This window comes from Marinomonas pontica, assembly GCF_026191375.1.
Classification (GTDB): Bacteria; Pseudomonadota; Gammaproteobacteria; order Pseudomonadales; family Marinomonadaceae; genus Marinomonas; species Marinomonas pontica.
Genome location: NZ_JAODTL010000037.1, coordinates 17,337 through 41,010, shown reverse-complemented (window position 1 = coordinate 41,010; position 23,674 = coordinate 17,337). Strand labels below are relative to the sequence as shown.

The following is a 23,674-nucleotide window of genomic DNA, read 5'->3' as shown; positions in this document are numbered from 1 at the left end:
AGACGCTCATGCTAAAAAACTGAACGCCCATTCTACCCTATTTTGTTGAAGGCTGGATGACACTCACTACCGCCAAATACAGGATGCGATAAAAAGCCTTATTCGTCGGTCTGACGCAGACTGTATTGATGTCCATATTTCAGCATCAGCAAAGCCACGATAGAAAAAATCACAAAACCACTCGCCAATGGTGTAACCGTAAAATGATAAAACTGCCCTACCAAAGTCGACAAAATAATCGCCAAAAAACTCGACAACGAAGAGATCAAAGACGCACCCAAGCCCGCCATGTTACCTAACGGCTCCATCGCCATGGCGTTAACGTTACCAAACACCATACCGAAGCAAGAAAACATCACCATGCCCAAGCCCATAAACAGCACAAAAGGCGGCACACCGTCAAAATACCACGTGGCTAACAACAGTAAAAAAGACGAGCTTAACAATACCGCCAATGCGCCAATCACACAGCGCAACATACCCACCCGCAGGACAATTTTTCCATTGGAGAAGTTAATAATCGAAGAGCCAATAGCGAGCATGGCAAAGAACAACGGGAAGCGATCACCCGTTTGATACACATCCTGAAAAAGCGATTGCGCAGTACTGATGTGCAGCATCAAGCCAGCAAAAATACACCCCAACAGCACCGTAAACGCCATGACATCACGACGCGCTAAAATGATTCGCACATCGGCCATTAAGCGCTTTCGGTTCAACGGAATACGGTTTTCTTTGGCCAGCGTTTCAGGCTGACGCAACAACAACCAAACGCCAGCAATGGTGGCTTGCATCATCAACAAGCCAAAAATCCAGCGCCAATCAGCCACTTGCAACACCAGCTGCCCCACCGAAGGGGCCAACAAAGGCACCAAGATAAACACCATCATCACAAACGACATGATCCTCGCCATCGCCGCGCCTTTGTACATATCACGAATCAAGGCACGGGACGCAATTTTCGGCCCTGCCACACCAAACCCTTGGATCATACGCCCCAGCAAAAACATCTCGATCGACGACGCCATCAACGCCACCACAGAACCGACTATGTAAACGACAATACCAAACAAAATACTTTTCTTGCGACCGATGGCATCCGACAAAGGGCCAAAGAAAATCTCACCAAACACCATCCCCAGAATCATCGCAGACACAATCCACTGGGTTTTCTGGTAATCCACAATGGCCAACGACTCAGCAATAAATGGAAACGCTGGCAACATGGCGTCCATACTCAACGCCGTCAGCGACATCATCAAAGCAAACAACGCCACCAGTTCCCTTTCAGGCAATGGTTTTACAGAAGTATGGGAAGGTGATCGAGTGTCTGACAGAGACATCCTTTTCCTTAACATTGAGTCAAATGGATCAATAGTCTACTCGCCTTTTTTCAGTATCAGGCAATCAATTAAAAGCTACTGCGAAGAGCGCATAAATTTCGTATGATGATTCTTCCCCTTGTTACCTTACCCAGCCAAACAGAAGGATTATATGGAATTTATTTGGATACTGTTCGCATTTGCCTGCGGACTGGCCGTGAAGCTTATTAACTTGCCGCCGCTGATCGGATTTTTATTAGCGGGCTTTTTATTAAATTACGCTGGCTTAGAGCCAAGCAGTACGCTGGATTCACTGGCCAATATTGGTATCACCCTGATGCTGTTCAGCATCGGTTTGAAACTGCATGTAAAAGACTTACTGAAACGTGAAGTCTGGGCGTCAACGTTAAGCCACATGGGAATAAGCACGCTCGTTTTTGCGGGTATTGCCCTTGTTCTAGGCACATTAAGCCTGCCTTATTTTGGTGTGTTGGATTTCAAAACCGCGGCCTTACTTGGCTTCGCGCTGAGTTTTTCCAGCACGGTTTGTGTGATGAAATTGCTCGAAGAAAGCAGTGAACTTAAAACACGCCACGGCCAACTATCGCTCGGCATACTGGTCATGCAAGATATCGTCGCAGTGATTTTCCTTGTTGCGGCAACGGGTAAAGTGCCATCTATTTGGGCACTCGGATTGTTTGGTTTATTGCTCATTCGCCCCATCATCAATAAAGTCGTGGACAAAGCCGGACACGGTGAAATGCTGCCATTAACAGGTCTTTTCCTTGCGATTGGCGGTTATGAGCTGTTTTATCTTGTCGGCGTAAAGGGGGATTTAGGCGCACTGATCTTTGGTATTTTATTGGCGTCCCACTCTAAAGCCGCCGAAATGAATAAGTCGTTGATGAACTTTAAAGACTTGTTCTTAATTGGCTTTTTCTTATCCATCGGTTTCACTGCATTGCCCACGCTCAGCATGATCGGCATCAGTTTGATCGTCACCCTTGTGATTTTGGCCAAATTCGCACTGTTCTTCGTGCTGTTAACCAAAATGAAACTTCGTGGACGAACGTCGTTTTTATCCTCTATGATTCTGTCCAACTACAGTGAATTCGGTCTTATCGTCGTGGCGCTGAGCGTGGCTAATGGCTGGTTAGAAAAAGAATGGCTGGTTGTTTTGGCTCTCGCCGTGTCGTTCTCTTTTGTTATTACCAGCGTGCTGTATCGCAATGTGCATCGCATGTACCGTAAAAACAAAGACGTGATTCGCCGTTTTGAAAGCGCTGATTGCCTTCCGGAAGATCGTTTCGTGCAACCGGTCAACAGCGATATTTTGGTGGTCGGATTGGGTCGAGTTGGACGCGGGGCGTTTGAGTCATTGAAAGGTTTCGTGGGCGACACGGTGGCGGGTATGGACGCAGATCGAAACCGTATTAACCAAATGCAAGCCGACCAAGAAAACGTCTTTTACGGCGACGGTGAAGATGCCGACCTATGGGAACGCTTAGACACCTCCAGAATCGAACTGGTTTTGTTGGCTTTGCCAGCGGCAGAAGATACTACTAATGTCGCCATACAGCTGCGTAAAGCCAATTACACAGGTCAAATCGCTGCCATTGCGCGTTATCAAGATGAAAGGGAAATCCTCATCAATAGCGGCATAGACAACGTCTTCAACTTCTATACAGAAGCAGGTACAGGCTTCGCTGAAGAGAGTTTAGGGCTGATTCGGCCAATGGAAAACGCTATGCCGTCTTAGTCATTAAAAACGCGGTGCCGTGTTCCTAGCGCCGCGTTTTTGAACCAATTTATGCCGACCGAGCTTCGTCTATTTTGGCTTTCACCGCTTCCGCTTTTTCCGTCAATTCTGAATACAAGCGAATATCACCGCCACGTTGGGCTTGCATGGCTTTTTCCAATAATTCGCCATATTCTTTGTCGAGTTTTTTGATCGGGTCGGATTTAAGAAAAGAAAACATAATTAGCCTGTTATTGTGAGTGGATAGAGTTGATACGGCCGGGACTGAGATTTAGATCGTTTTCCATACCCAGTCACCAAAACAAAAGCGCCAATCAGATTGCTCTGATTGGCGCTTTGACTTAAAACTCAACAAGGTCGCGAGCGAAGCCGTCGCGTTTACACGTCTAGGAAATCCATAATCCCTTCCGCTGCCTTACGACCTTCATCAATAGCTGTTACCACTAAGTCAGAACCACGCACCATGTCGCCACCAGCAAAGATCTTCTCGTTGGTAGTCTGGAACATGAATTTACCTTTCTTCGGCGCGATAACACGACCACGAGCATCAGTCTCGATGCCGAATTTCTCGAACCAAGGCGCAGGGCTTGCTTGGAAACCAAAGGCGATCAATACCGTATCAGCAGGAATGATTTGCTCACTGCCTTCCACAATCTCCGCTGTGCGGCGACCGTTTTCGTCTGGCTCACCCATTTGTGTTTCGACCACCTTGATGCCTTCTACTTTACCATCACCAATGATTTCCACTGGTTGACGATTGAAAAGGAACTGTACGCCCTCTTCTTTGGCATTCTGCACTTCTTTACGAGAGCCTGGCATGTTTTCTTGGTCTCGACGGTATGCACACGTTACGCTTTTCGCGCCTTGACGAATCGCTGTACGGTTACAGTCCATCGCCGTATCACCACCACCCAAGACAACGACTTGCTTGCCTTTTAGGTTCACGTAGTCCGCTTCGTCTTCTTCGAAGTCTAGGCAATGATTAACGTTAGAAATCAGGTAATCCAAAGCATCGTGAACACCTGGTAAATCTTCACCTGGGAAACCGCCTTTCATGTATTTGTAAGTACCCATGCCAAGGAACACGGCATCGTACTCTTCCAATACATGCTCAAATGGCACATCGTCACCAACAGACGTTCCAAGTACAAACTCAACGCCCATTTCTTCAAAAATTTCACGACGGCGTGTCATAACGCTTTTTTCCAGTTTGAATTCTGGAATACCAAACGTCAGCAAGCCGCCGATTTCTGGGTACTTATCAAATACGACTGGTTTGATGCCGTTACGCACCAAGATGTCGGCACAAGCAAGACCGGCAGGACCTGCACCAACGATCGCCACGGTTTTATTAACCGGTACAACGTTGGACATATCTGGACGCCAGCCCAAAGCAAACGCGGTGTCTGTGATGTATTTTTCAACAGAACCGATTGTCACCGCACCAAAACCACCTTCGCCAAGTGTACAAGCGCCTTCACAAAGACGATCTTGTGGACAAACTCGACCACAGACTTCTGGCAAGGAGTTGGTTTGATGGCTCAACTCGGCCGCTTCTAAAATGCTGCCTTCACTGACCAGCTTCAGCCAATTTGGAATGTAGTTATGTACAGGACACTTCCATTCACAGTATGGGTTGCCGCACTCTAAGCAACGGTGAGACTGATCTTTCGCGTTGGCTTCTTCAAAAGGTTTATAAATTTCGACGAATTGCGCCTTACGTGTAATTAAAGGCTTTTTCTTCGGATCTTTACGATCTACTTCGACGAATTGAAATACGTTGTTCAAGCGCTCAGACATAAGCTGCTATCTCCTTGGCTGCTTGCGAACAAGCAGCGCTTCTCTCAAATGGGTCAGACTGATTCGTGTACCGCGCTTGGTAAGGTGCATTCTTGAGGCCACCTGACCAAGCGCCATAACAGCGTGTTTTATTCCGGACGTTGACGAGTGTTTGCCAATAGCGCGCCTAAGCTGGCGGCTTTTGGTTTGACTAACCAGAACTTGCCAATGTAGTCATAGAAGTTTTCTAAGATCTCTTGGCCCCATTCGCTGTCAGTTTCTCGGACGTATTCTTCGATCACAGAGCGAAGGTGTGAACGATATTCTTCCGTCAATTCCGTACCGATACGGTGAATTTCCACCAATTCGTGGTTGTACTTATCCACGAAAGTACGGTCCAAATCGAGTACGTAAGCGAAACCGCCTGTCATACCCGCACCAAAGTTGTAACCTGTATTACCAAGCACAGTAACCATACCACCCGTCATGTATTCACAGCAGTGATCGCCTGCGCCTTCGATAACGGTGTGCGTACCGGAGTTACGCACGGCAAAACGCTCACCCGCTGTACCTGCCGCAAACAATTTACCGCCCGTTGCACCGTACAAACAGGTGTTACCAATAATGGCAGAGTTCTGTGACTTGAAGATCGAGCCTTTTGGTGGGCGAATCACCAGCTTACCGCCGGTCATACCTTTGCCCACGTAATCGTTGGCATCGCCTTCTAGGTACATGTTCAAACCACCCGCGTTCCAGACGCCGAAACTCTGACCCGCTGTACCGGTCAGTTTCAATGTAAGCGGCGTATCAGACATGCCTTGGTTGCCATAACGCTTTGCAATCTCACCTGACAAACGCGCACCGATAGAACGGTCACAGTTGGTGACGTCAAAAGCAAACTCGCCGCCTTCTTTTTCTTCCACAACGTCTTTTACCGTGTCCCACATTTTAATCGCCAATAGGCCTTTATCGTGTGGTGGGTTAAACGGTGTTTCACAGTATTGCGCTTTGTCTGCTGGGATCGCATCGTTTTTCAGGATCGGAGACAAATCCAAGTTACGCTGTTTGTCCGTTTCACCGGCCAAAATAGTCAACAAGTCGGTACGACCGATCAAGTCTTGTAAACGAGCCACGCCCAATTTCGCTAGCCACTGGCGCGTGTCTTCAGCCATAAAGCGGAAGAAATTTTTGATCATTTCAACCGTACCGATGAAATGCTCATCGCGCAGCATTTGATCCTGAGTAGCAACCCCCGTTGCACAGTTGTTCAAATGACAAATACGCAAGAACTTACACCCCATGGCGACCATTGGTGTGGTACCAAAACCGAAACTTTCCGCACCCAAAATCGCTGCTTTCACTACATCTAGACCGGTTTTTAAACCGCCATCTGTTTGTAGGCGAATTTTGCCACGAAGGTCGTTAGAACGAAGCGCTTGTTGCGCTTCAGCCAAGCCTAATTCCCAAGGTGAACCCGCATGGCGAATCGAGGTGATTGGCGACGCCGCTGTACCACCGTCATAACCAGAAATGGTGATCAAATCCGCGTACGCTTTCGCGACACCAGCGGCAATCGTGCCAACACCCGGTTCAGAAACCAGTTTCACCGACACCAAGGCGTCTGGGTTCACTTGTTTCAAATCGAAAATCAACTGCGCCAAATCTTCGATCGAATAAATATCATGATGCGGTGGCGGTGAAATCAAGGTCACACCCGGAACCGCGTAACGTAGACGAGCAATTAAACCGTTTACCTTACCGCCAGGTAACTGACCACCTTCACCGGGTTTCGCACCTTGTGCCACTTTAATTTGTAGCACTTCTGCGTTGACCAAATATTCTGGCGTCACACCAAAGCGGCCAGAAGCAATTTGCTTAATCTTAGAACGACGCTCTGTACCATGACGAGCTGGATCTTCACCACCCTCGCCCGAGTTAGAACGACAACCTAGTTCATTCATCGCTTGCGCTAGCGCTTCGTGAGCTTCTGGAGACAAAGCCCCCAAAGACATGCCTGCAGAGTCGAAACGAGGCAAAATTTCCTCGACCGATTCCACTTTGTCCAATGCAATCGCTTTGGCTTTATCAGACAAAGTAAACAAATCACGCAACATAGACGCTGGGCGGTTATTCACAAGCTCGGTGTATTTGGTGAAATCCTCAAAGCGCCCGCTGCCCACTGCCGTCTGCAAATTACGAACCACATCTGGGTTAAACGCGTGGTACTCCGCTTCGTGAACGTATTTTAAATAGCCGCCTTGCTGGATTGGTTTACGCAATTTCCACGCGTTGTTCGCAATACTTTGCTGATCCTGTTGGAAATCTTCAAAACGTGCGCCTTTAATGCGACTTGGCACGCCTTTGAAACACAGATCAACCACTTTCGTATCCAAACCAACGGCTTCAAACAATTGCGCACCACGGTAAGACGCGATGGTTGAAATCCCCATTTTGGAAATGATCTTCATCAAGCCCTTGTTAATGCCTTTACGGTATTTCACGTGGCACGAAATTGGGTCGCCCAACACTTCGCCTCGATCGATCATGTCGTTGATTAAACGATAAGAAAGATATGGGTACACCGCCGTCGCACCAAAGCCTAACAACACGGCAAATTGATGAGGATCACGAGCAAAGCCCGTGTCTGCAATGATGTTGGAATCACAACGTAAGCCTTGTTTAGACAAATGATGGTGTACCGCACCAACGGCCATTGGGGCAGGAATCGGCAAATGGCCCTTTTCAATGTCTCGGTCCGTTAGAACCACAATCACCGCACCATTACGAACTACTTCTTCTGCTTTTAACTGCAGGTCTTTAATCGCTTGCTCAAGCGATACATCAGCAGGGTTGTAGTTCGTATTCAATCGGATCAAACGGAAACGGTGGTCATCCAGAGCCAACAAACGGCTGTATTTACGTGCCGATAACACAGGAGACGACAAGATAATACGGTTTGCATGCTTTGGCGTTTCTTCAAATAAGTTACGCTCAACACCAATGCAGGTTTCCAACGACATCACCACAGATTCGCGCAGCGGATCGATAGGTGGGTTGGTAACCTGTGCAAATTTCTGACGGAAATAATCTGTCACTGGGCGAGTCTGACTCGACATAACGGCCATCGGTGTATCATCACCCATAGAGCCAACCGCCTCATGACCACTTTCTGCCAATGGACGGAAAATTTGCTCACGTTCTTCAAAAGACACTTGGAACATCTTCTGATAAGTCAGCATTTCTTCTTTGGTGAACGGTTCGAACTCCAGAGACGATTCTTCTAACAAAGACTCGATACGAATCGCTTCCTGCTTCAGCCATTTTTTGTATGGGTGCATGGATTTAAGACGGTTATCGATGTCATCCGTGTGCAACACTTGGCCGTTTTGTGTGTCGATCACCAGCATTTGACCAGGACCTACACGGCCTTTGGATACAACGTCTTCTGGCTTGTAGCCGTAAGTACCCACTTCCGACGCCAACGTAATAAAGCCGTTTTTAGTAATTACCCAACGCGCAGGGCGCAAGCCGTTACGGTCAAGCATACAGATAGCATGACGACCATCGGTCATTACCAAGCCTGCTGGGCCGTCCCAAGGGTCCATGTGCATCGAGTTGTACTGGTAGAAAGCACGCAACTCTGGGTCCATGTTTTCAACGTTTTGCCACGCCGGTGGAATGATCAAACGCGCAGCACGGAAAATATCCACACCTCCGGTTACCAAGACTTCCAACATGTTATCCATGGAAGAAGAGTCGGAACCCGTCAGGTTAACAATTGGCTGGAGATCTTGCAGTTCAGGAATAAGCGGCGTGCGTAGTTTACTGCTGCGCGCCAATGCCCAATTACGGTTACCTTCAATGGTATTGATCTCACCGTTGTGCGCCAACATGCGGAAAGGTTGTGCCAAAGGCCACTTAGGCAGTGTATTGGTAGAGAAACGTTGGTGGAAAACACAAATCGCGGTTTGCATTTTTTCGTTGCCCAAATCTTTATAAAAGAAAGGCAAATCCACTGGCATCATCAAGCCTTTGTAGGCCAACACTTTATCGGACAAAGAACAGATGTAGAAATTTTCGTATTGCGCTAACGCGATTTCAGTTTGGCGACGAGCAACAAACAAACGCGTAGCGAAGGTACGAGCATCCATACGGTTGCTATCAACAAAAACTTGCTCGATGCGAGGCAAGCAATCCATCGCAATCATACCCAAGCAAGACGCGTCGATCGGCACTTCACGCCAACCCACTACGTTCAACCCTTCTGCGGTAAGTTTTTCTGTTAAGACCTTGCGCTGTTCGCTCGCTAATGCTTCGTCTTGATCCAGAAACACCATGCCGATACCGTAAAGGTCAGACAAGGTGTGATTAAATAAAGCGTGTGCTTCGCCACGTAAAAATAGATCTGGCTTTTGGATCAGAAGACCACAGCCGTCACCTGTTTTGCCATCAGCGGCGATGCCGCCACGGTGTGTCATACATGTCAAAGATTCAATGGCGGTTTTCAATAATTCGTGGCTAGTATTGCCTTCCATATGCGCAATTAAGCCAAAGCCACAGTTGTCTTTGAACTCGCCAGGACGATAAAGGCCTGCATTCATACACCAACTCCCACAGTTGAAACGTAATAATAAAAATCAGATATAAATTCGACTATTAGATGGCAGGGTTAAAAAGCGAAGTGTTTCAGATACAGCTTCGAGAATGACTATCATCTACCCTAAATACCATCGAAATGGACGATCATACTACCCTGCCGATGCAGACTACTCAAACTGGCCTAAGCCTGTTTTATGTTATTTTGGCGTTTTTTAAAGGGGTTTTAGCGGCAATTAACGAGGACTTAGAGAATTATCTATGGCTGGGGTTTTTTCAAACAGAAAATTCCACTGTTCATTCATGTTTTTCAGGGAATTACAGTGATTTTTACTAAATTTAGAGATTTCCCATACAAAAGGCTCATGAAAAGCGCTTTTAGTGAGATTTTATACACCGCTTGTAAGAGAAAAATGCTTCTAATAGAAAATACAGCAAAGAAAAGCGCAGTGAATTCTACTGCGCTTTTCTAATATCGTCTTGAATGCCACGGGCGCTTCTTGCCCAAGGGTTCAAATCGCGAATGTCTCTTGGAAGCGTTTCAGCGGCGGCAATGGCTTCGCTGCGATTTCGATACGTTCCGTACACCACCACGAACCAGTCTTTACCATTATGCTTCGACTTAAAGTAACCAAACGCCTCCACACCACCTTGGTCACGAATAAAGTCCTGCACCGTCCCGCGATTATGCGTGCCCAAAAGCTGCAAGGTATAACGGTTAGGGTTTTGAGAAAGCCACCACTCTGTTTTATCAAATGGGTCTTGGGTGACTTTTAAGTTGGCTTGCTCCGTTTTAGGCGCTTCGACTTCTGGCGTCTCCACTATGGGAGCCGGCTCAGCGATAGGCGCTTCCGAGCGAATCGGTGCCGTCGATATGGCGGGTGCCGTCATGGATGGCGTATTGACTGGCAACGCCCTCGAAGTACTGATAGCGGGTAAAGAAGTGCCAGCAGGAATTGGCGGTAATATAATGTCACCTTCTTGGCCAATTTTACGCTGCATTGCATCAATTCGAGCGATGGTTTCCGCTGAAGACTGCCCCTGCCTTGGGCTTAATGGAATCACATTGCTAGTTCTGTCTGTCGTTGCGTTAGGGGGTTCAGGCTTATCTGAAAACAACACCGCCACCAAAATCCCCAGCATCACCACAGACAGCAGCGCCATGTGCGCCAATGGAAACCCCATCGCGAGGTTAAAACGCATTCCCGATTTCGCAGGCTTAGTGCCATTGCCCATCATCGTTTGTGCTGATTGATTGATTCGCCCAGGATAGCCACCAGACTCTTGATGGATTTGTTTCACTTGTTTGTCATTAAATGGCAAATTGATTCCGCCACCCACCGCACGCACTCGATGCAATAAATACGCTTTGGTTTGCTCCAAAGAATAAGGTGCTAACGTAAACGAGTGGCTAAGTTGTTCATAGCGAGAGCGCTGATACGCATCGAGATTTCTCGACAAGGAATATTCACTAAATAACACCACATGAGGCACGGTTTGGCTTTCTGTGGCTAATGACATCATATCCAGCAACATACTGACGGCATCGGTATTCAGTTCTTGGGCGTTATCAATAAGCACCAACGCGGCTTGGCCTTTTTCCTCTAAGTCATGGGAAAACTTAAGCAAAGGCCCAAACGTAGTTTCATTAGGAGGTTGGGTAAAATGACTGGAAAAGCCCGCATAAATGGCTTGAAGCAATTGACCTGCTGTCATCAGCATAGTGCCTTTGACGTGACTGACGACGGTGGTGTCATCTTGGTGGCGGGCAAACTCCATTAAGAAACGACTTTTGCCACTGCCCTGTGGCCCTTGTACGACAGACAACAAATTGCTGTAGCGACTCAAATGCTCCAGCAAAGCCAATTGTTGATTGCCCTCTTCAGAGGCAAAATAAACGGATGCGTCCTTCGAGCCAAAAGGGTCCCTCAGCGTTGCTTTTGGCGGCTGATTAAGCGCGTCCTCTAAATCAAACTGAAAGTCTGGCTTTGCCATAAGGATCCTTTTAACAATAAGTGGCTATCAAGAAACAGCAAGGCTCGCTTGTTTGCTCGCTTCCAGTGCGTCCAAAAGGCAAGCATTGAAGTCTTCCATGGGAAAATCGGATGTGACGATCGCCTCACCCAATGCCCCCAATAATACCAAGCGCAAACTGCCATCCAACACTTTTTTGTCCAATGTCATGCGCTGTGTAAAGTGGTCAAGTGTCATTTCGGCAGGCGGCAATACGGGTAAGTTCGCCGCCTGAAACAAGGCCACGGAACGACTAAAGTCGCCATCTGTAACATTACCCATGCGCCAAGAAAGGTCCATTGCTAACACACTACCAGCGGCAACCGCTTCACCGTGTAACCAATTACCGTACCCCATTTGCGTTTCGATAGCGTGACCGAAAGTATGACCCAGATTGAGAATAGCGCGGATACCGCCTTCTCTTTCATCTTGAGCAACCACGGTCGCTTTTGCCAAACAAGAGCGGTAAATCGCATCACTGATTTTGTCATTATCCAATGCCATTAACACAGGCATTTCTTGCTCTAACCAATCAAAGAACGGCACATCGCAAATCAAACCGTATTTAATGACTTCCGCCATGCCCGCTGACAGCTCGCGCTGCGGTAAGCTCGACAAGGTATCCGTATCAATAATCACCGCTTGCGGTTGATAAAACGCACCGATCATATTCTTACCAAGCGGATGGTTAACGCCCGTTTTTCCACCGACAGAAGAATCCACTTGTGACAATAAGGTTGTTGGCACCTGAATGAATGGCACTCCACGCTGGTACGTGGCCGCCGCAAAACCTGCCATATCGCCTACCACACCACCACCTAAAGCAATCACCGTCGTGGTGCGGTTATGTTTTGCTTCCAGCAATGACGTCATGATCATGCTGTAGGTCTCTAAAGTTTTGTACACTTCGCCATCTGGCAGAATACAGGTATCGACTTTATAGTCTGCTGACAGCATGGTCACCATGGCATCTAGATACAAAGGCGCAATGGTTTCATTGGTGACAATCATGACCTGTTTGCCGCGAATGGCATCGTCAAACAGAGCTTTCTGCTGGCGAATACCATTGCCAATATAAATCGGGTAGCTGCGATCACCTAGATCAACGGTTAATGTACGCATTAGGATACAGTGGTCTCCTCTTTCAAATGACGTTTAATGGCATCAAGCACTTTATTCGCGACGGAGCGTGGATGGCGAGCGTCTGTCTCTATGATCAAAGTCGCCACATCTCGATAAAGAGGATCGCGGACTTCAAACAGCTTCTTGAGCGTTGCTTTAGGATCGCCAGTTTGTAACAGTGGGCGATGGGTACTTTTAGACGTGCGATACAATTGCTGAGCAATGGAAGCGTACAAATACACCACCAACGCATTATCGCGAAGAATCTCTCGATTCTCTTCACGCATCACAATGCCTCCGCCCGTTGCCAAGACGCTATCGCCCGTATCGGACTGAGCAATGGACGCTAACGCTTGGGTTTCGCGTTTACGAAACCCATCTTCGCCTTCCCGTTCAAAAATCCAAGGAATATCGGCGCCAGCATTGTCTTCTATGACTTTATCAAGATCATAAAAGTCTTTGCCCAGCGATTGTGAAATCAAACGGCCTATTGTCGTTTTTCCTGCGCCCATCGGGCCTACTAAAATAATATTGGGGGCTTTTATCATTGTATTCAATTACATCGGAATTATGCAGATTTAGACTGCGGCCTAGTTAACTGACATTTGTAGCAGCTTTGGCGTAATAAATACAAGTAATTCAACCTTTTCTTGCTGTTCTGATCGCCTTTTAAACAGCTCCCCCAGCCATGGTATCGCACTCAAGAAGGGCACCCTGCTCTCATATTCAAAGCGCTCTTCACGAAAAATCCCCCCTAAAACAAGCGTTTCTTGGTTTTTCACCACCACCTGAGTTTTTAAGCGGTTGGTTTTTAAACTTGGTACGCCGTTAATCAAGTCTCCCACAGAGTCTTGATGGATCGTTAACGACAATAAAATATGCTCGCCGTCTTTTACAAAGGGGGTCACCTCTAACATCAGCGCAGCTTGACGAAACTCTATACTCACCTTGTCATCATTGACCGTTTGATAAGGAAACTCCGTTCCAGACTCAATGCGTGCAGGCTGCCCTTCCGACGTGACAATTTTTGGTTTCGACACCACGTTTGCGTAGCCTTCACTTTCCATCATATCCAACGTGAGCGCCAGCAACCCAGAACCGCCCGAATTTGAAAAGCTCACACTGGTCGACGGCGTTAATGCGCCCAAGTCCACCGCACCACCAAGGGACGAACGCACACCATCGGACAATGAGGTTTGCCAGTTCACGCCGAATTGAGATTGTGCGGTGCGACTCACTTGAGCGATTTGTGCACTGATTTCCACCTGCCTAAGGGGGGCGTCCAACCACGCCAAGGTGTCGAGAATCCCATCGAGCGAATCGCACGTCGAGGCGACGATGGAGTTTGTTCGTTTATCAACAATAAGAGAAAGCGATGGGTATAAGGTTTGCAAGTGCTCACCCACAATGTCCGCTTTCGCATGTTTTAGCAGCCAATACGCACGCTGGCACAACGCTTCTTGAGCGTCTGCGCTCACCTCATCGGTTATTCGATTCGGCATCAGTACCGCCACCGAACCTTGCCACTCGAGCCGCAAATGCGGTTGCTGGGCAATGGCCTCCATCACGTCTTTCCAACTCGCGTTTTTGATCGATAACGTCAACACATCCTGTATGTCGGGGCTGATAATCACGCTTTCGTTCATTTGTGACGCCAACCATGGCAGCACTTCTTGCAACGAGCGCGACTCAAAATACACATCCATAGCACTCACAGAACGCCCGATCATCAGCATCAAAAGTAATAGGCTCGCTTTGATAAATTTACTCACCAACACCTCCGAAATCGCGAATCAACAGCGTTTGCAACGCACCGCCTTTTTCCACCAATGTCACCTGACCCAGCGCCACAGAACGAACCGACAAACCAGCATCCGGTAGCCAACTGCCGGCTTGTACCCAGTGCCGCCGATGTTTGTATTCAATCAATGCGGAAGTGCTTTTCGCTGTTCGCATGGTCGACAGCAGCAGCCAATCCGCTGGAATAAAACGCGTATCGTCCAATCGTGTAGGCAGCCAGTTGTGGAAACTTCGGTTCGCCTTTGGGGCTTGTATAGCGAACCGCAACACGCCATGCCACTGCGCGTTTTTCTCTCGTTCCCAAGAAACCGTTAACACACTTAACGAAAACCGACGCTGCACCTCCTCCAATAAAGATCGCCATTGCACCAAAGTCTGTGACCCTTCGATTCTCCATTGCGTCGCCACATTCGCTTTACGTGCAACAATTCGGTGTTCTAGCCAGGCGTACTCGCCAAAGCGAACATTTTCCAACGCAATGGCTTGCCTTTGTATCGCTTGCCATTCGCTGACCGCCTGATTTTTCAACCTCGTCTGACGACGAATGTCATCATGCGCTTGAGATAACCACGGGTACCAAAGTGATATCTGCAACAGCGATAACAAGGCCACTGTAGAGTAGCGTAGAGCCGGAAGAGGACGCCTTTTAAGGCTCAAAAACATGGATTGAAACATCGACCACCTCCGTTCGATTCGAAGCAGAAACAACGGTTGATTCTATACGCCATTGCCATGTGGGCGTTTGGCTTTGCCACTGATTCAATAGGTCCGTTAACACCTGCTGCGGTAACGTCATCAGGAGTGTTGCATTGGCATCAACGTGGGTCATAGACACGATCCGAACTGAGCGCGGCAGAGATTGAACCATGGCCAACAATGTTTCAATAAATGGGTGGTCGACACGCGACGAAGACCAAGTCGTTTGCTGGTTTAAGATTTGCTGACGTTCAATCAACGTCTGTGCTGATTGTTGCTGTAGCGCCAGAAAATACGCAGAGGCACTTCCGTTAATCAGCACGCTCGCCATCAATAGACTCCACCACAATAAACGATTCACTCGACGCTGCGGTTTATCCGGCTGATAAGTAGCCAGGGCTTTTTTTGGCATTGAGACCAAGAACGCGACCTCTCGGACATAGAATTCCACTGACTGAAGGGTATGAGAAGGCACTGATGTGAGGGCCGTTTAAAGGGTTCGCAAAGCTGTTTACGCCATTCATTGGAGCAGGCAAAGATCGCCAATTCCGCGAATTTATTAGGCAGAGAGTGTTGCTGAAAGCTAAAACTCAAGGTTTCTGGTGGCAAGAAAGTGGTTTCTACTGCGTAGCTTAGCGCCGCCAGTGGCAACAACGAAACGGGCACCAAATGATCGATCTGGCATTGCGATGTCGACAGCCATGCATCCGGAACCAATACGATGAGACGAGTCGGCTTGTTTTTACGTCTAGTGACGATAGTGGATTGAATTAACGCCAATTGATGGGAGTCAGGGCGTATGTCCTGCGAGAAGAATGGGTCTAATCTCGCCAGAGCTGGCGCTGTAGACGATTCATAAAACGTACAATATTCTGCGTGGTACACAGCCACAGAATAGGCAGAAGTGAGCCTCATTATTCATCCTTGAATGGGTAAGCTTTTTTGATTTGACGTCCATGCCAAATTTTTCTCAAGATAACACGATTTGATGCAAAGTTAAGCGCCTATTCTCTGATCATCTTAGGTATAATGGCTTTTTTCACTCAGTACTTATTAGATTCATATGGCCAAGACACTCAAAATTCTCTTCTTTCTCGGTCTTTTTGGGGCGCTGAGCGCTGCAGGAATAACCTACGCGATTTACTACAGCGTAAAAGACCGCATTCCAACCGTAGAAGAACTAAAAGACATTGAGCTGAAAATACCGTTACGCATTTACACCGCCGACAACCAACTCATCGGCGAATTTGGCGATCAGCGCCGTACCCCCATCAATTATGCTGAGATTCCACAAAATCTAGAACACGCTATTCTAGCCGCCGAAGACACCAACTTTTATCACCACCCAGGCGTCGACATTTTGGGCTTAGGTCGTGCTGTCGTGCAACTGATTACCACCGGACAAAAACAAGGTGGTGGCAGTACCATCACCATGCAGGTCGCTCGAAACTACTTTTTGTCTTTCGAACAAACCTTCACGCGTAAATTCACAGAAATCTTCATCTCTTTAAAGATGGAAAGAGAACTCAGTAAACATGAGATTCTTGAGCTTTACGTCAATAAAATTTATTTAGGAAACCGCGCCTACGGCTTTGAAGCCGCCGCCCAAGTCTACTATGGCAAAACACTGAGCGAATTAGACCTTGCTCAACTCGCGATGATTGCCGGCTTACCCAAGGCGCCCTCTCGGTTTAACCCTGTTGTGAACCCATCACGCGCGCTCATTCGCCGCAATTGGATCCTACAACGCATGCTGTCTTTGGGCATGATCGATAAAGACGCGTATCAAACCGCCGTAGAAGCCCCGATCACCGCAAAAAACCACGGCGTTATGCCTGATATTGAAGCGGGCTATATTGCTGAAATGGTGCGTTCAGAGCTCTACAACACCTTCGGCGACGACTTGTACAGCACCGGAATGACCGTCTACACCACCATCGACGCCTCCCGCCAAAAGGCGGCTAACGCAGCGGTTTTTAATGGTGTATTGAGCTACGACATGCGACACGGCTACCGCGGTTCGATTGAAACCCGTACCGACTTGGTTGATGCGCCATTGGAAGAACAAGAAAAAGCCCTACAAGATATTGAGCGTTTCTCCGATTGGCAAACCGCATTGGTCATCACCACCAGCGATGTCAGTGCAGACGTTCGGCTTGCTAACGGCAAGCGCGCCACCCTTGCATGGGAGGCTATCAAGTGGGCTCGCCCTTACATCGACGAAGATTCGCAAGGCCCCGTGCCGTCGAACGTTGCCGATGTGTTGGTACCGGGCGACATTGTACGTTTACGCCCTGACACGCAGCTTGGCTGGATCTTGGCGCAAAAGCCTACAGTACAGAGCGCGTTAATTTCATTGAACAGCAAAGACGGTGCGATCCAAGCATTAGTCGGTGGCTTCAACTTCTATGAAAATAAATTCAACCGTATCACGCAGTCCAAGCGCCAACCGGGTTCCAACTTCAAACCCTTTATTTACGCCAGCGCGTTAGACCGCGGTTATACCGCCGCCAGCATTATCAATGACGCCCCTGTGGTATTTAACGATACCAACCTTGCTTCTGCATGGCGCCCTACTAATGACGGTGGCAAGTTCTACGGCCCGACTCGTTTGCGTCAGGCATTGTATCGCTCTCAGAATATTGTCTCGGTTCGCTTGCTTGATGAGCTGGGCATTCGTCCCACACTCAACTTTTTGAGACGTTTTGGTTTTGATCCAAACGAGCTGCCGAATAACTTGTCCTTGTCTTTAGGCAGCGCCAACTTGTCTCCATTGCAAATCGCAACAGGCTATGCGGTCTTCTCTAATGGCGGCTACCAAGTTCAGCCATATCTGATTGATAGAGTCGTCGATAGAAACAACGAAACATTGTTTCAGGCCAATCCGATTACCGTTTGTGTCACCTGCACCTTATTGGAAAAGACACAAGACAACGAGCCTCAGATGGGGTTATTCAACACCCAAGAAGGCATTCGAAGCTTACCAGTTGCACCACAAGTATTGGACCCAGAAGTGAATTACATCACTTACGATATGATGAGAGACGTCATCAAATACGGTACGGGTCGACGAGCTCGCGTTCTACAACGTGATGATATTGCAGGCAAAACAGGCACCACAAACGATGGCCGCGATGCGTGGTTCTCGGGCTTTAATGGCGAGATTGTGACCTCCGTCTGGAGTGGCTTTGACAACTCATCATCATTGGGTCGCGGTGAATGGGGTGGGTCTGTGTCGCTACCGGCTTGGATAGATTACATGCGCGAAGCGCTAAGAGGCACAGAGCCTTCGTATGTGTATAAACCGTCCTCTTTGGTCACCGTCAGAATCGATCCCAATACAGGAGAGCGCGCGTTGCCGGGACAGTCCAATGCCATTTTTGAAATATTCAGAAAGAACCATGTGCCACCACAACGCGACCTAAACCTACCGGCTTCCAACAACAATTCGAGCAACGATGCACAAGTTGAGAAGCAAGAAAATAACGTATTAGAAAACTTGTTCTAAGCACTCTCACAGCAACAAATGAACATAAAAAAAGGCGACTCCCGAACAAGGAGTCGCCTTTTTATTGGAACTTAATTCGATTAAGCACCGAAGTGGTCAAGATTCTCTAGTGGGTAGAAATCTGGGTATGGAAGCATTGCCACACCAGAATCAACCGCTGCACGAGCAACCGCTGCAGACACTACGTTCAGCAAACGAGAGTCCATTGGTTTTGGCAAAATGTACTCTTTGCCGAAGCTCAATGGTGCGCCGCCGTAGGCCGCGACAACGTCTGCTGGCGCGTCTTCTTTCGCAAGATCTTTAAGCGCATGAACCGCTGCCACTTTCATTTCTTCGTTGATCTTAGTCGCGCGAACGTCTAATGCACCACGGAAGATGAATGGGAAGCCAAGAACGTTGTTTACTTGGTTAGGGTAATCAGAACGGCCTGTTGCCATGATCAAGTCATCACGAGTGGCACGAGCAAGCTCTGGATTGATTTCTGGATCTGGGTTTGAACAAGCAAACACGATTGGGTTCGCCGCCATTTTAGCCAACTGGTCAGCAGACAATAGATCTGGACCAGATACACCGATGAATACATCAGCGCCATCAATGGCATCGTCCAAGTTGCGCTTATCTGTATCGATCGCAAACATGGCTTTAAATTGGTTCAAGTCTGTACGACCAGAATGAATCACACCGTTACGGTCAAGAACGAAAATGTTTTCGCGTTGTGCACCACATGCAATGATTAGCTTCATGCACGCTGTCGCCGCTGCACCAGCACCTAGACAAACGATTTTCGCATCAGCAATGTTTTTGCCTTGCAGCTCAAGGGCATTCAAAAGACCCGCTGCGGTTACGATTGCAGTACCGTGCTGGTCATCGTGGAACACAGGAATAGAACAACGCTCGATCAATTGACGTTCGATTTCGAAACACTCAGGAGCCTTGATGTCTTCTAGGTTGATGCCGCCATATGTGTTGGCAATACGGGCAACCGTGTCGATGAACGCTTGTGGGCTTTCAGATTCTACTTCCACATCAACAGAGTTAATGCCGGCGAAGCGCTTAAACAACAAGCCTTTACCTTCCATAACGGGCTTACTGGCCAATGGACCTAAATTGCCCAAACCAAGGATCGCAGAGCCGTCAGAGATAACCGCTACTAGGTTACCTTTACCAGTATAACGGTAAGCATTTTCTGGGTCTTTTGCGATTTCACGGCAAGGCTCAGCCACACCAGGGCTATAAGCAAGAGAAAGGTCACGAGCGGTTGCTGTCGGTTTTGTGATCGTTACGCTCAATTTTCCTGGAACTGGATATTCATGGTAATCCAACGCCGCTTGTTTTATATCTTCAGCCATTATTATGTTTCCGTCTATTTGGTGTAAGTAATTAGTTTTATCATAGCCAAACTGGGCCTTGTTCCCAAGCCTACAAAAGCTTCGAAAGTGGCACCTTATAATTTTGAGTCGCCAGAATAATCGATCTACCCCGTACTTTAAAGCGTAAAACCATAGGAATATTCTATCAATCAACTATTGAAAGAGTCTTTGATTTCAAGCAAATCATTCGGATGCTTTACAGAAAGAACCCAAGATTTAAAGTCAGAGTGACGACTTTTCCTTTGATGCTGCCAACCTCGCACTTCTATTGTTTTGCCCTCAAGTGAAAACACTTTTTGAGCAGGCCAATAGTCGACCGCGCTGGATGGCAAGTTGATTACTAGATCCTGATCGGTTTCTAGCCACCAACCACCTCTGTTTTGAGTAATGGAAGTGATGTTAACACGAGAGATTGCAAAGCCAGCTTTTGGCTGCCAGTGCAAAGGTTGCTGCCATAATTTCTTATGGGCACTGCGAGCTGAGTTCTCAGCCGCCTCAAAACAAGCTTGATACGCAAGATTTGGAGGGATGGCAATTCGATAACCAAGCCCTTCGGATAGTAACTGACTTGTCAGTGAAAGACGATCTTTATCGAAGAGATAGTATAATTTTCGACCGTATCTATCTTGATCGTTTTTTGCTCTTTGTAGGTAAACAAATGACCCAAGGCGTGCACGTAAGAAACGGGTCGCTTCTACCGCATAGCCTTCATGGTTGCCTTTTTCATGATCAAGCTCTGGTGTATTGATACCCACCAGCCGAACTTTTCGGCCATCGGCAAGGTGAATGGTATCACCATCGACCACTCTTTTTATCTGAGCTTTTTCCAATGCGCCAGTCGCTTTACACAGTTCGCTGGCTTGAATGGCACAGGACAAAAACAAAAAAAGCGCCAAGAAAACTTGGCGCTTTTTTAATCCGATCACAGTCATGCCACCAATTACTTAGTAGTACGACGCGCTCCGAAACGCTTGTTGAAGCGATCAACACGACCACCTGTGTCCAACATTTTTTGTTGGCCAGTGTAGAATGGGTGACAGTTGCTACATACGTCGATGTGCATGTCTTTACCGTGTGTTGAGTTTAGGTTCAGAGTGTTACCACAAGTACAAGTTGCAGTAAGTGCAGAGTAAGTTGGGTGGATATCTTTTTTCATCGTAGTTACCTTAAAGTTTGGTGTGCCGCCACTTGATCAATATTAATGGGCTATTGCCTTGCCAAGCACCGCACGTTTCGTTGTACAGACATTGTACAGTGGATCCAAGAGTGGCGTATTTTAGGGATCTATGACCTAATCAGCAACCTTTTTATCGCGCTTTGCCTATAAAATTGTGGCTCGCGCCAACCCATCACTCTGACGTACACTTAGTCATTATCTAAGATCTCTACTTTTTGCTTTACTAAACAAGGTTTAACCTAACGCATGTCTGAAGCGCTGCTCACACTTCACCCATACATCAAAGTCGCTCTACCTGTGCCGATGCGGACATTATTTGACTACAAAGTTCCGAAAGCCATTGCGTTAAGGCACGAACTCAAACCGGGTATGCGAGTCAAAGTACTGTTTGGAAAAAGCAGCCGATTGGGCGTCATTGTCGCACTGAGTGACACCAGCGATTGGGACCCAGAGCAGGTAAAGCCACTGACATCGCTACAAGATGAAAGACCCGTTATCACCCAAGAGTTGATGGCATTGTGCGAATGGGCTGCCCGCTATTACCACCACCCAATTGGCGATGTGATTTTTCACGCTCTACCCGTTTTGCTGCGCAAAGGCGAAAACGCCGAATTTCGAACCGAAAATTGGTGGTTCACGACGCCACAAGGACAACAACTGCCGCTTGAACAGCTCAGCCGTGCGCCTCGCCAGCAAGATTTTTTAAAAGCCGTACAACAACACCCTCATGGCTTGAGCCAACACGCGGCATCGGTACTGGATCTTGCGCCAGCAGCAGGCAAGACACTAGAAGAAAAGGGCTTGTTGCGCAGAGAACCTCGTTCCTTCAACAAAGGCGGTGAAAAACACGCACATCAAACACAAGTACCGCCCACACTGAACCCAGAGCAAATGCACGCCACCGAGCATTTACTCGATCATCGCCATGAATTCAATGTGGCCTTGTTAGACGGCGTGACGGGCAGCGGCAAAACCGAAGTTTTTTTACGCGTCATGGCGCGTTTGATCGAAGAAGGCAAGCAAGTGCTGGTCATGGTACCGGAAATCGGCCTAACGCCCCAAACGCTAAAGCGCTTTGAAATTCGTTTCAATACCGACATCGTCCTCATGCACTCCAACATGAGTGACCGCGAGCGTCTGGACGCTTGGTTATTGGCCGCAAGCGGTCACGCCAAAATCATCATAGGCACTCGCTCCGCGGCGTTCATTCCGGCACCAAACCTGGGCATGATCGTCATTGATGAAGAACACGACACCTCTTATAAACAGCATGAAGGTTTCCGCTATCACGCTCGTGATTTGGCGATTAAACGGGCGCAAGCTTTGAACATTCCGGTTCTGCTTGCCTCAGCAACACCGTCCTATGAAAGCTTAACCAATGGACTACAAAAGCGTTTTGCTTGGCTCAAACTGCGTCAACGAGCAGGCAATGCGCACATCCCAGAAATGGAAAGAGTTGACCTTCGCGGAAAAACGCTCGTGCATGGTTTCAGTGAACAGGCACTTGCGAACATGACGTTGTGTTTAGAACGCAAAGAACAAGTGCTGATTTTTTTAAACCGCCGCGGCTACGCCCCCACCTTGATGTGCCATCAATGTGGCTGGATTGCTGCGTGCGACCACTGTGACGTCAACCTCACCGTACACAAACGCGCTAATAAGCTGCATTGCCATCATTGTGACACCCAAAAAGCACTGATCCATACTTGCCCTGAATGCCAGTCAGAAGAGCTGTTTACGGTCGGAGAAGGAACGGAGCAAATAGAAACGCAGCTCAGTACTTTGTTCAAAGATGTGCCTATTTTACGCATCGATCGAGACAGCACACAGCGTAAATCCGCCATGGCAAAACTCACGCAAAAGATCCACGAACATGATCAAGCGATTCTCATTGGCACGCAAATGCTGGCAAAAGGTCACCATTTCCCCAATGTCACCTTGGTCATCATCATGGACGCCGACGCTGGGTTGTTCTCATCCGATTTTCGCGGAATGGAGCGCACTGCCCAGCTAATCACACAAGTTGCGGGGCGAGCGGGGCGCGCCAAAAAGCCGGGGCACGTACTGCTGCAAACCTACCATCCAGACCATGCGGCTATCGAATGTTTATGCAACCTCGGTTACGAGCATTTTGCGATTGATGGCTTAGCAGAACGGAAATCCCTATCACTGCCGCCGTTTTATCATCAAGTGATCGTGCGTGCCGAATCGGGAAATGAGCATGAAGCCATGCAACTTTTGGCGGCCATGAGAAACGACCTTGAGCCATTGTTCTCAAAAGACGTGTATCTGGTTGGCCCCTATGCGGCCATCATCGTTCGCAAAGCAGGACAACACAGGGCGCTCATTTCCATCAAATCGGCTCACCGTGTGCCCCTACATCAAGCCACGCAAATGATGAGCGACTGGCTGGAGCAATCAACACGTCAACATCGGATTCGATTCGCTATCGACGTCGATCCACTGGAAACTTACTGATCTTGCACGCATAATGTGCACACTCATTCAGCGCCCTATTTATACGATACCCAA

General features: G+C 48.0%; 17 protein-coding genes. 3 read left to right on the top strand and 14 right to left on the bottom strand.

Annotated features, from left to right (window positions below):
* Positions 1–98 precede the first annotated feature (98 nt).
* The gene (locus N5P32_RS09060) at positions 99–1,343 is read right to left on the bottom strand and encodes a multidrug effflux MFS transporter (protein ID WP_265728766.1); all 1,245 of its coding nucleotides are present in this window, start codon (positions 1,341–1,343) and stop codon (positions 99–101) included.
* A gap of 151 nt (positions 1,344–1,494) precedes the next feature.
* On the opposite strand from N5P32_RS09060, the gene N5P32_RS09055 reads away from it, so the two are divergent.
* Complete coding sequence (locus N5P32_RS09055; RefSeq protein WP_265728765.1) at positions 1,495–3,081, top strand: cation:proton antiporter family protein; 1,587 nt, start codon at positions 1,495–1,497, stop codon at positions 3,079–3,081.
* Between the two features lie 49 nt (positions 3,082–3,130).
* Here N5P32_RS09055 and N5P32_RS09050 read toward each other — a convergent pair whose 3' ends face one another.
* The 10 genes from N5P32_RS09050 to N5P32_RS09005 form a co-directional block, all read right to left on the bottom strand.
* On the bottom strand, positions 3,131–3,301 hold the full coding sequence (locus N5P32_RS09050) for a DUF6435 family protein (protein WP_012071773.1): 171 nt from the start codon (positions 3,299–3,301) through the stop codon (positions 3,131–3,133).
* A gap of 158 nt (positions 3,302–3,459) precedes the next feature.
* A complete protein-coding gene (locus N5P32_RS09045) occupies positions 3,460–4,881 on the bottom strand; it encodes an FAD-dependent oxidoreductase (RefSeq protein WP_265728764.1) in 1,422 nt (473 codons plus the stop codon).
* 128 nt (positions 4,882–5,009) lie between these two features.
* Positions 5,010–9,461: a glutamate synthase large subunit gene (gltB, locus tag N5P32_RS09040; protein WP_265728763.1), complete on the bottom strand. Its 4,452-nt coding sequence runs from the start codon at positions 9,459–9,461 to the stop codon at positions 5,010–5,012.
* Positions 9,462–9,912: 451 nt separating this feature from the next.
* Positions 9,913–11,451 carry an SPOR domain-containing protein gene (locus N5P32_RS09035; RefSeq protein ID WP_265728762.1) on the bottom strand — a complete coding sequence of 513 codons (1,539 nt, stop codon included), beginning with the start codon at positions 11,449–11,451 and terminating at the stop codon, positions 9,913–9,915.
* A gap of 27 nt (positions 11,452–11,478) precedes the next feature.
* Positions 11,479–12,591 carry a 3-dehydroquinate synthase gene (aroB, locus tag N5P32_RS09030; protein WP_265728761.1) on the bottom strand — a complete coding sequence of 371 codons (1,113 nt, stop codon included), beginning with the start codon at positions 12,589–12,591 and terminating at the stop codon, positions 11,479–11,481.
* On the bottom strand, positions 12,591–13,139 hold the full coding sequence (locus tag N5P32_RS09025; protein WP_265728760.1) for a shikimate kinase: 549 nt from the start codon (positions 13,137–13,139) through the stop codon (positions 12,591–12,593). Before N5P32_RS09025 ends, aroB begins: the two co-directional genes overlap by 1 nt.
* Positions 13,140–13,181: 42 nt before the next feature.
* A complete protein-coding gene (locus tag N5P32_RS09020) occupies positions 13,182–14,363 on the bottom strand; it encodes a type II and III secretion system protein (protein ID WP_265728759.1) in 1,182 nt (393 codons plus the stop codon).
* A complete protein-coding gene (locus N5P32_RS09015) occupies positions 14,356–15,066 on the bottom strand; it encodes a hypothetical protein (protein WP_265728758.1) in 711 nt (236 codons plus the stop codon). Before N5P32_RS09015 ends, N5P32_RS09020 begins: the two co-directional genes overlap by 8 nt.
* Positions 15,038–15,418, bottom strand: coding sequence for an FAD-dependent oxidoreductase (locus N5P32_RS09010; protein ID WP_265728757.1), 381 nt, complete (start codon positions 15,416–15,418; stop codon positions 15,038–15,040). Before N5P32_RS09010 ends, N5P32_RS09015 begins: the two co-directional genes overlap by 29 nt.
* 26 nt (positions 15,419–15,444) lie before the next feature.
* Complete coding sequence (locus tag N5P32_RS09005) at positions 15,445–16,002, bottom strand: hypothetical protein (protein WP_265728756.1); 558 nt, start codon at positions 16,000–16,002, stop codon at positions 15,445–15,447.
* A gap of 148 nt (positions 16,003–16,150) precedes the next feature.
* Here N5P32_RS09005 and N5P32_RS09000 point away from each other — a divergent pair, with 148 nt between their 5' ends.
* Positions 16,151–18,595, top strand: a complete 2,445-nt coding sequence (locus N5P32_RS09000; RefSeq protein ID WP_265728755.1) for a penicillin-binding protein 1A — start codon at positions 16,151–16,153, stop codon at positions 18,593–18,595.
* 80 nt (positions 18,596–18,675) lie between these two features.
* On the opposite strand, the gene N5P32_RS08995 is transcribed toward N5P32_RS09000, so the two are convergent.
* From N5P32_RS08995 to rpmE, 3 genes are all read right to left on the bottom strand, one after another.
* A complete protein-coding gene (locus tag N5P32_RS08995) occupies positions 18,676–19,944 on the bottom strand; it encodes a malic enzyme-like NAD(P)-binding protein (protein ID WP_265728754.1) in 1,269 nt (422 codons plus the stop codon).
* A gap of 170 nt (positions 19,945–20,114) precedes the next feature.
* The gene (locus tag N5P32_RS08990; protein WP_265728753.1) at positions 20,115–20,897 is read right to left on the bottom strand and encodes a thermonuclease family protein; all 783 of its coding nucleotides are present in this window, start codon (positions 20,895–20,897) and stop codon (positions 20,115–20,117) included.
* Positions 20,898–20,905: 8 nt separating this feature from the next.
* Positions 20,906–21,121 carry a 50S ribosomal protein L31 gene (rpmE, locus tag N5P32_RS08985; RefSeq protein ID WP_114411483.1) on the bottom strand — a complete coding sequence of 72 codons (216 nt, stop codon included), beginning with the start codon at positions 21,119–21,121 and terminating at the stop codon, positions 20,906–20,908.
* A gap of 267 nt (positions 21,122–21,388) precedes the next feature.
* On the opposite strand from rpmE, the gene N5P32_RS08980 reads away from it, so the two are divergent.
* Positions 21,389–23,620 carry a primosomal protein N' gene (locus N5P32_RS08980; RefSeq protein ID WP_265728752.1) on the top strand — a complete coding sequence of 744 codons (2,232 nt, stop codon included), beginning with the start codon at positions 21,389–21,391 and terminating at the stop codon, positions 23,618–23,620.
* Positions 23,621–23,674 lie beyond the last annotated feature (54 nt).

Excerpts from the sequence above, each read along its gene's own strand:
- N5P32_RS08980 (WP_265728752.1), top strand. The coding sequence starts at position 21,389 with ATGTCTGAAGCGCTGCTCACACTTCACCCATACATCAAAGTCGCTCTA.
- N5P32_RS09035 (WP_265728762.1), bottom strand. The coding sequence starts at position 11,451 with ATGGCAAAGCCAGACTTTCAGTTTGATTTAGAGGACGCGCTTAATCAG.
- N5P32_RS09000 (WP_265728755.1), top strand. The coding sequence starts at position 16,151 with ATGGCCAAGACACTCAAAATTCTCTTCTTTCTCGGTCTTTTTGGGGCG.
- rpmE (WP_114411483.1), bottom strand. The coding sequence starts at position 21,121 with ATGAAAAAAGATATCCACCCAACTTACTCTGCACTTACTGCAACTTGT.
- gltB (WP_265728763.1), bottom strand. The coding sequence starts at position 9,461 with ATGAATGCAGGCCTTTATCGTCCTGGCGAGTTCAAAGACAACTGTGGC.
- N5P32_RS09045 (WP_265728764.1), bottom strand. The coding sequence starts at position 4,881 with ATGTCTGAGCGCTTGAACAACGTATTTCAATTCGTCGAAGTAGATCGT.
- N5P32_RS09050 (WP_012071773.1), bottom strand. The coding sequence starts at position 3,301 with ATGTTTTCTTTTCTTAAATCCGACCCGATCAAAAAACTCGACAAAGAA.
- N5P32_RS09015 (WP_265728758.1), bottom strand. The coding sequence starts at position 15,066 with ATGTTTCAATCCATGTTTTTGAGCCTTAAAAGGCGTCCTCTTCCGGCT.
- N5P32_RS09005 (WP_265728756.1), bottom strand. The coding sequence starts at position 16,002 with ATGAGGCTCACTTCTGCCTATTCTGTGGCTGTGTACCACGCAGAATAT.
- aroB (WP_265728761.1), bottom strand. The coding sequence starts at position 12,591 with ATGCGTACATTAACCGTTGATCTAGGTGATCGCAGCTACCCGATTTAT.
- N5P32_RS08990 (WP_265728753.1), bottom strand. The coding sequence starts at position 20,897 with ATGACTGTGATCGGATTAAAAAAGCGCCAAGTTTTCTTGGCGCTTTTT.
- N5P32_RS09060 (WP_265728766.1), bottom strand. The coding sequence starts at position 1,343 with ATGTCTCTGTCAGACACTCGATCACCTTCCCATACTTCTGTAAAACCA.
- N5P32_RS09025 (WP_265728760.1), bottom strand. The coding sequence starts at position 13,139 with ATGATAAAAGCCCCCAATATTATTTTAGTAGGCCCGATGGGCGCAGGA.
- N5P32_RS08995 (WP_265728754.1), bottom strand. The coding sequence starts at position 19,944 with ATGGCTGAAGATATAAAACAAGCGGCGTTGGATTACCATGAATATCCA.
- N5P32_RS09055 (WP_265728765.1), top strand. The coding sequence starts at position 1,495 with ATGGAATTTATTTGGATACTGTTCGCATTTGCCTGCGGACTGGCCGTG.
- N5P32_RS09010 (WP_265728757.1), bottom strand. The coding sequence starts at position 15,418 with ATGGCGAGCGTGCTGATTAACGGAAGTGCCTCTGCGTATTTTCTGGCG.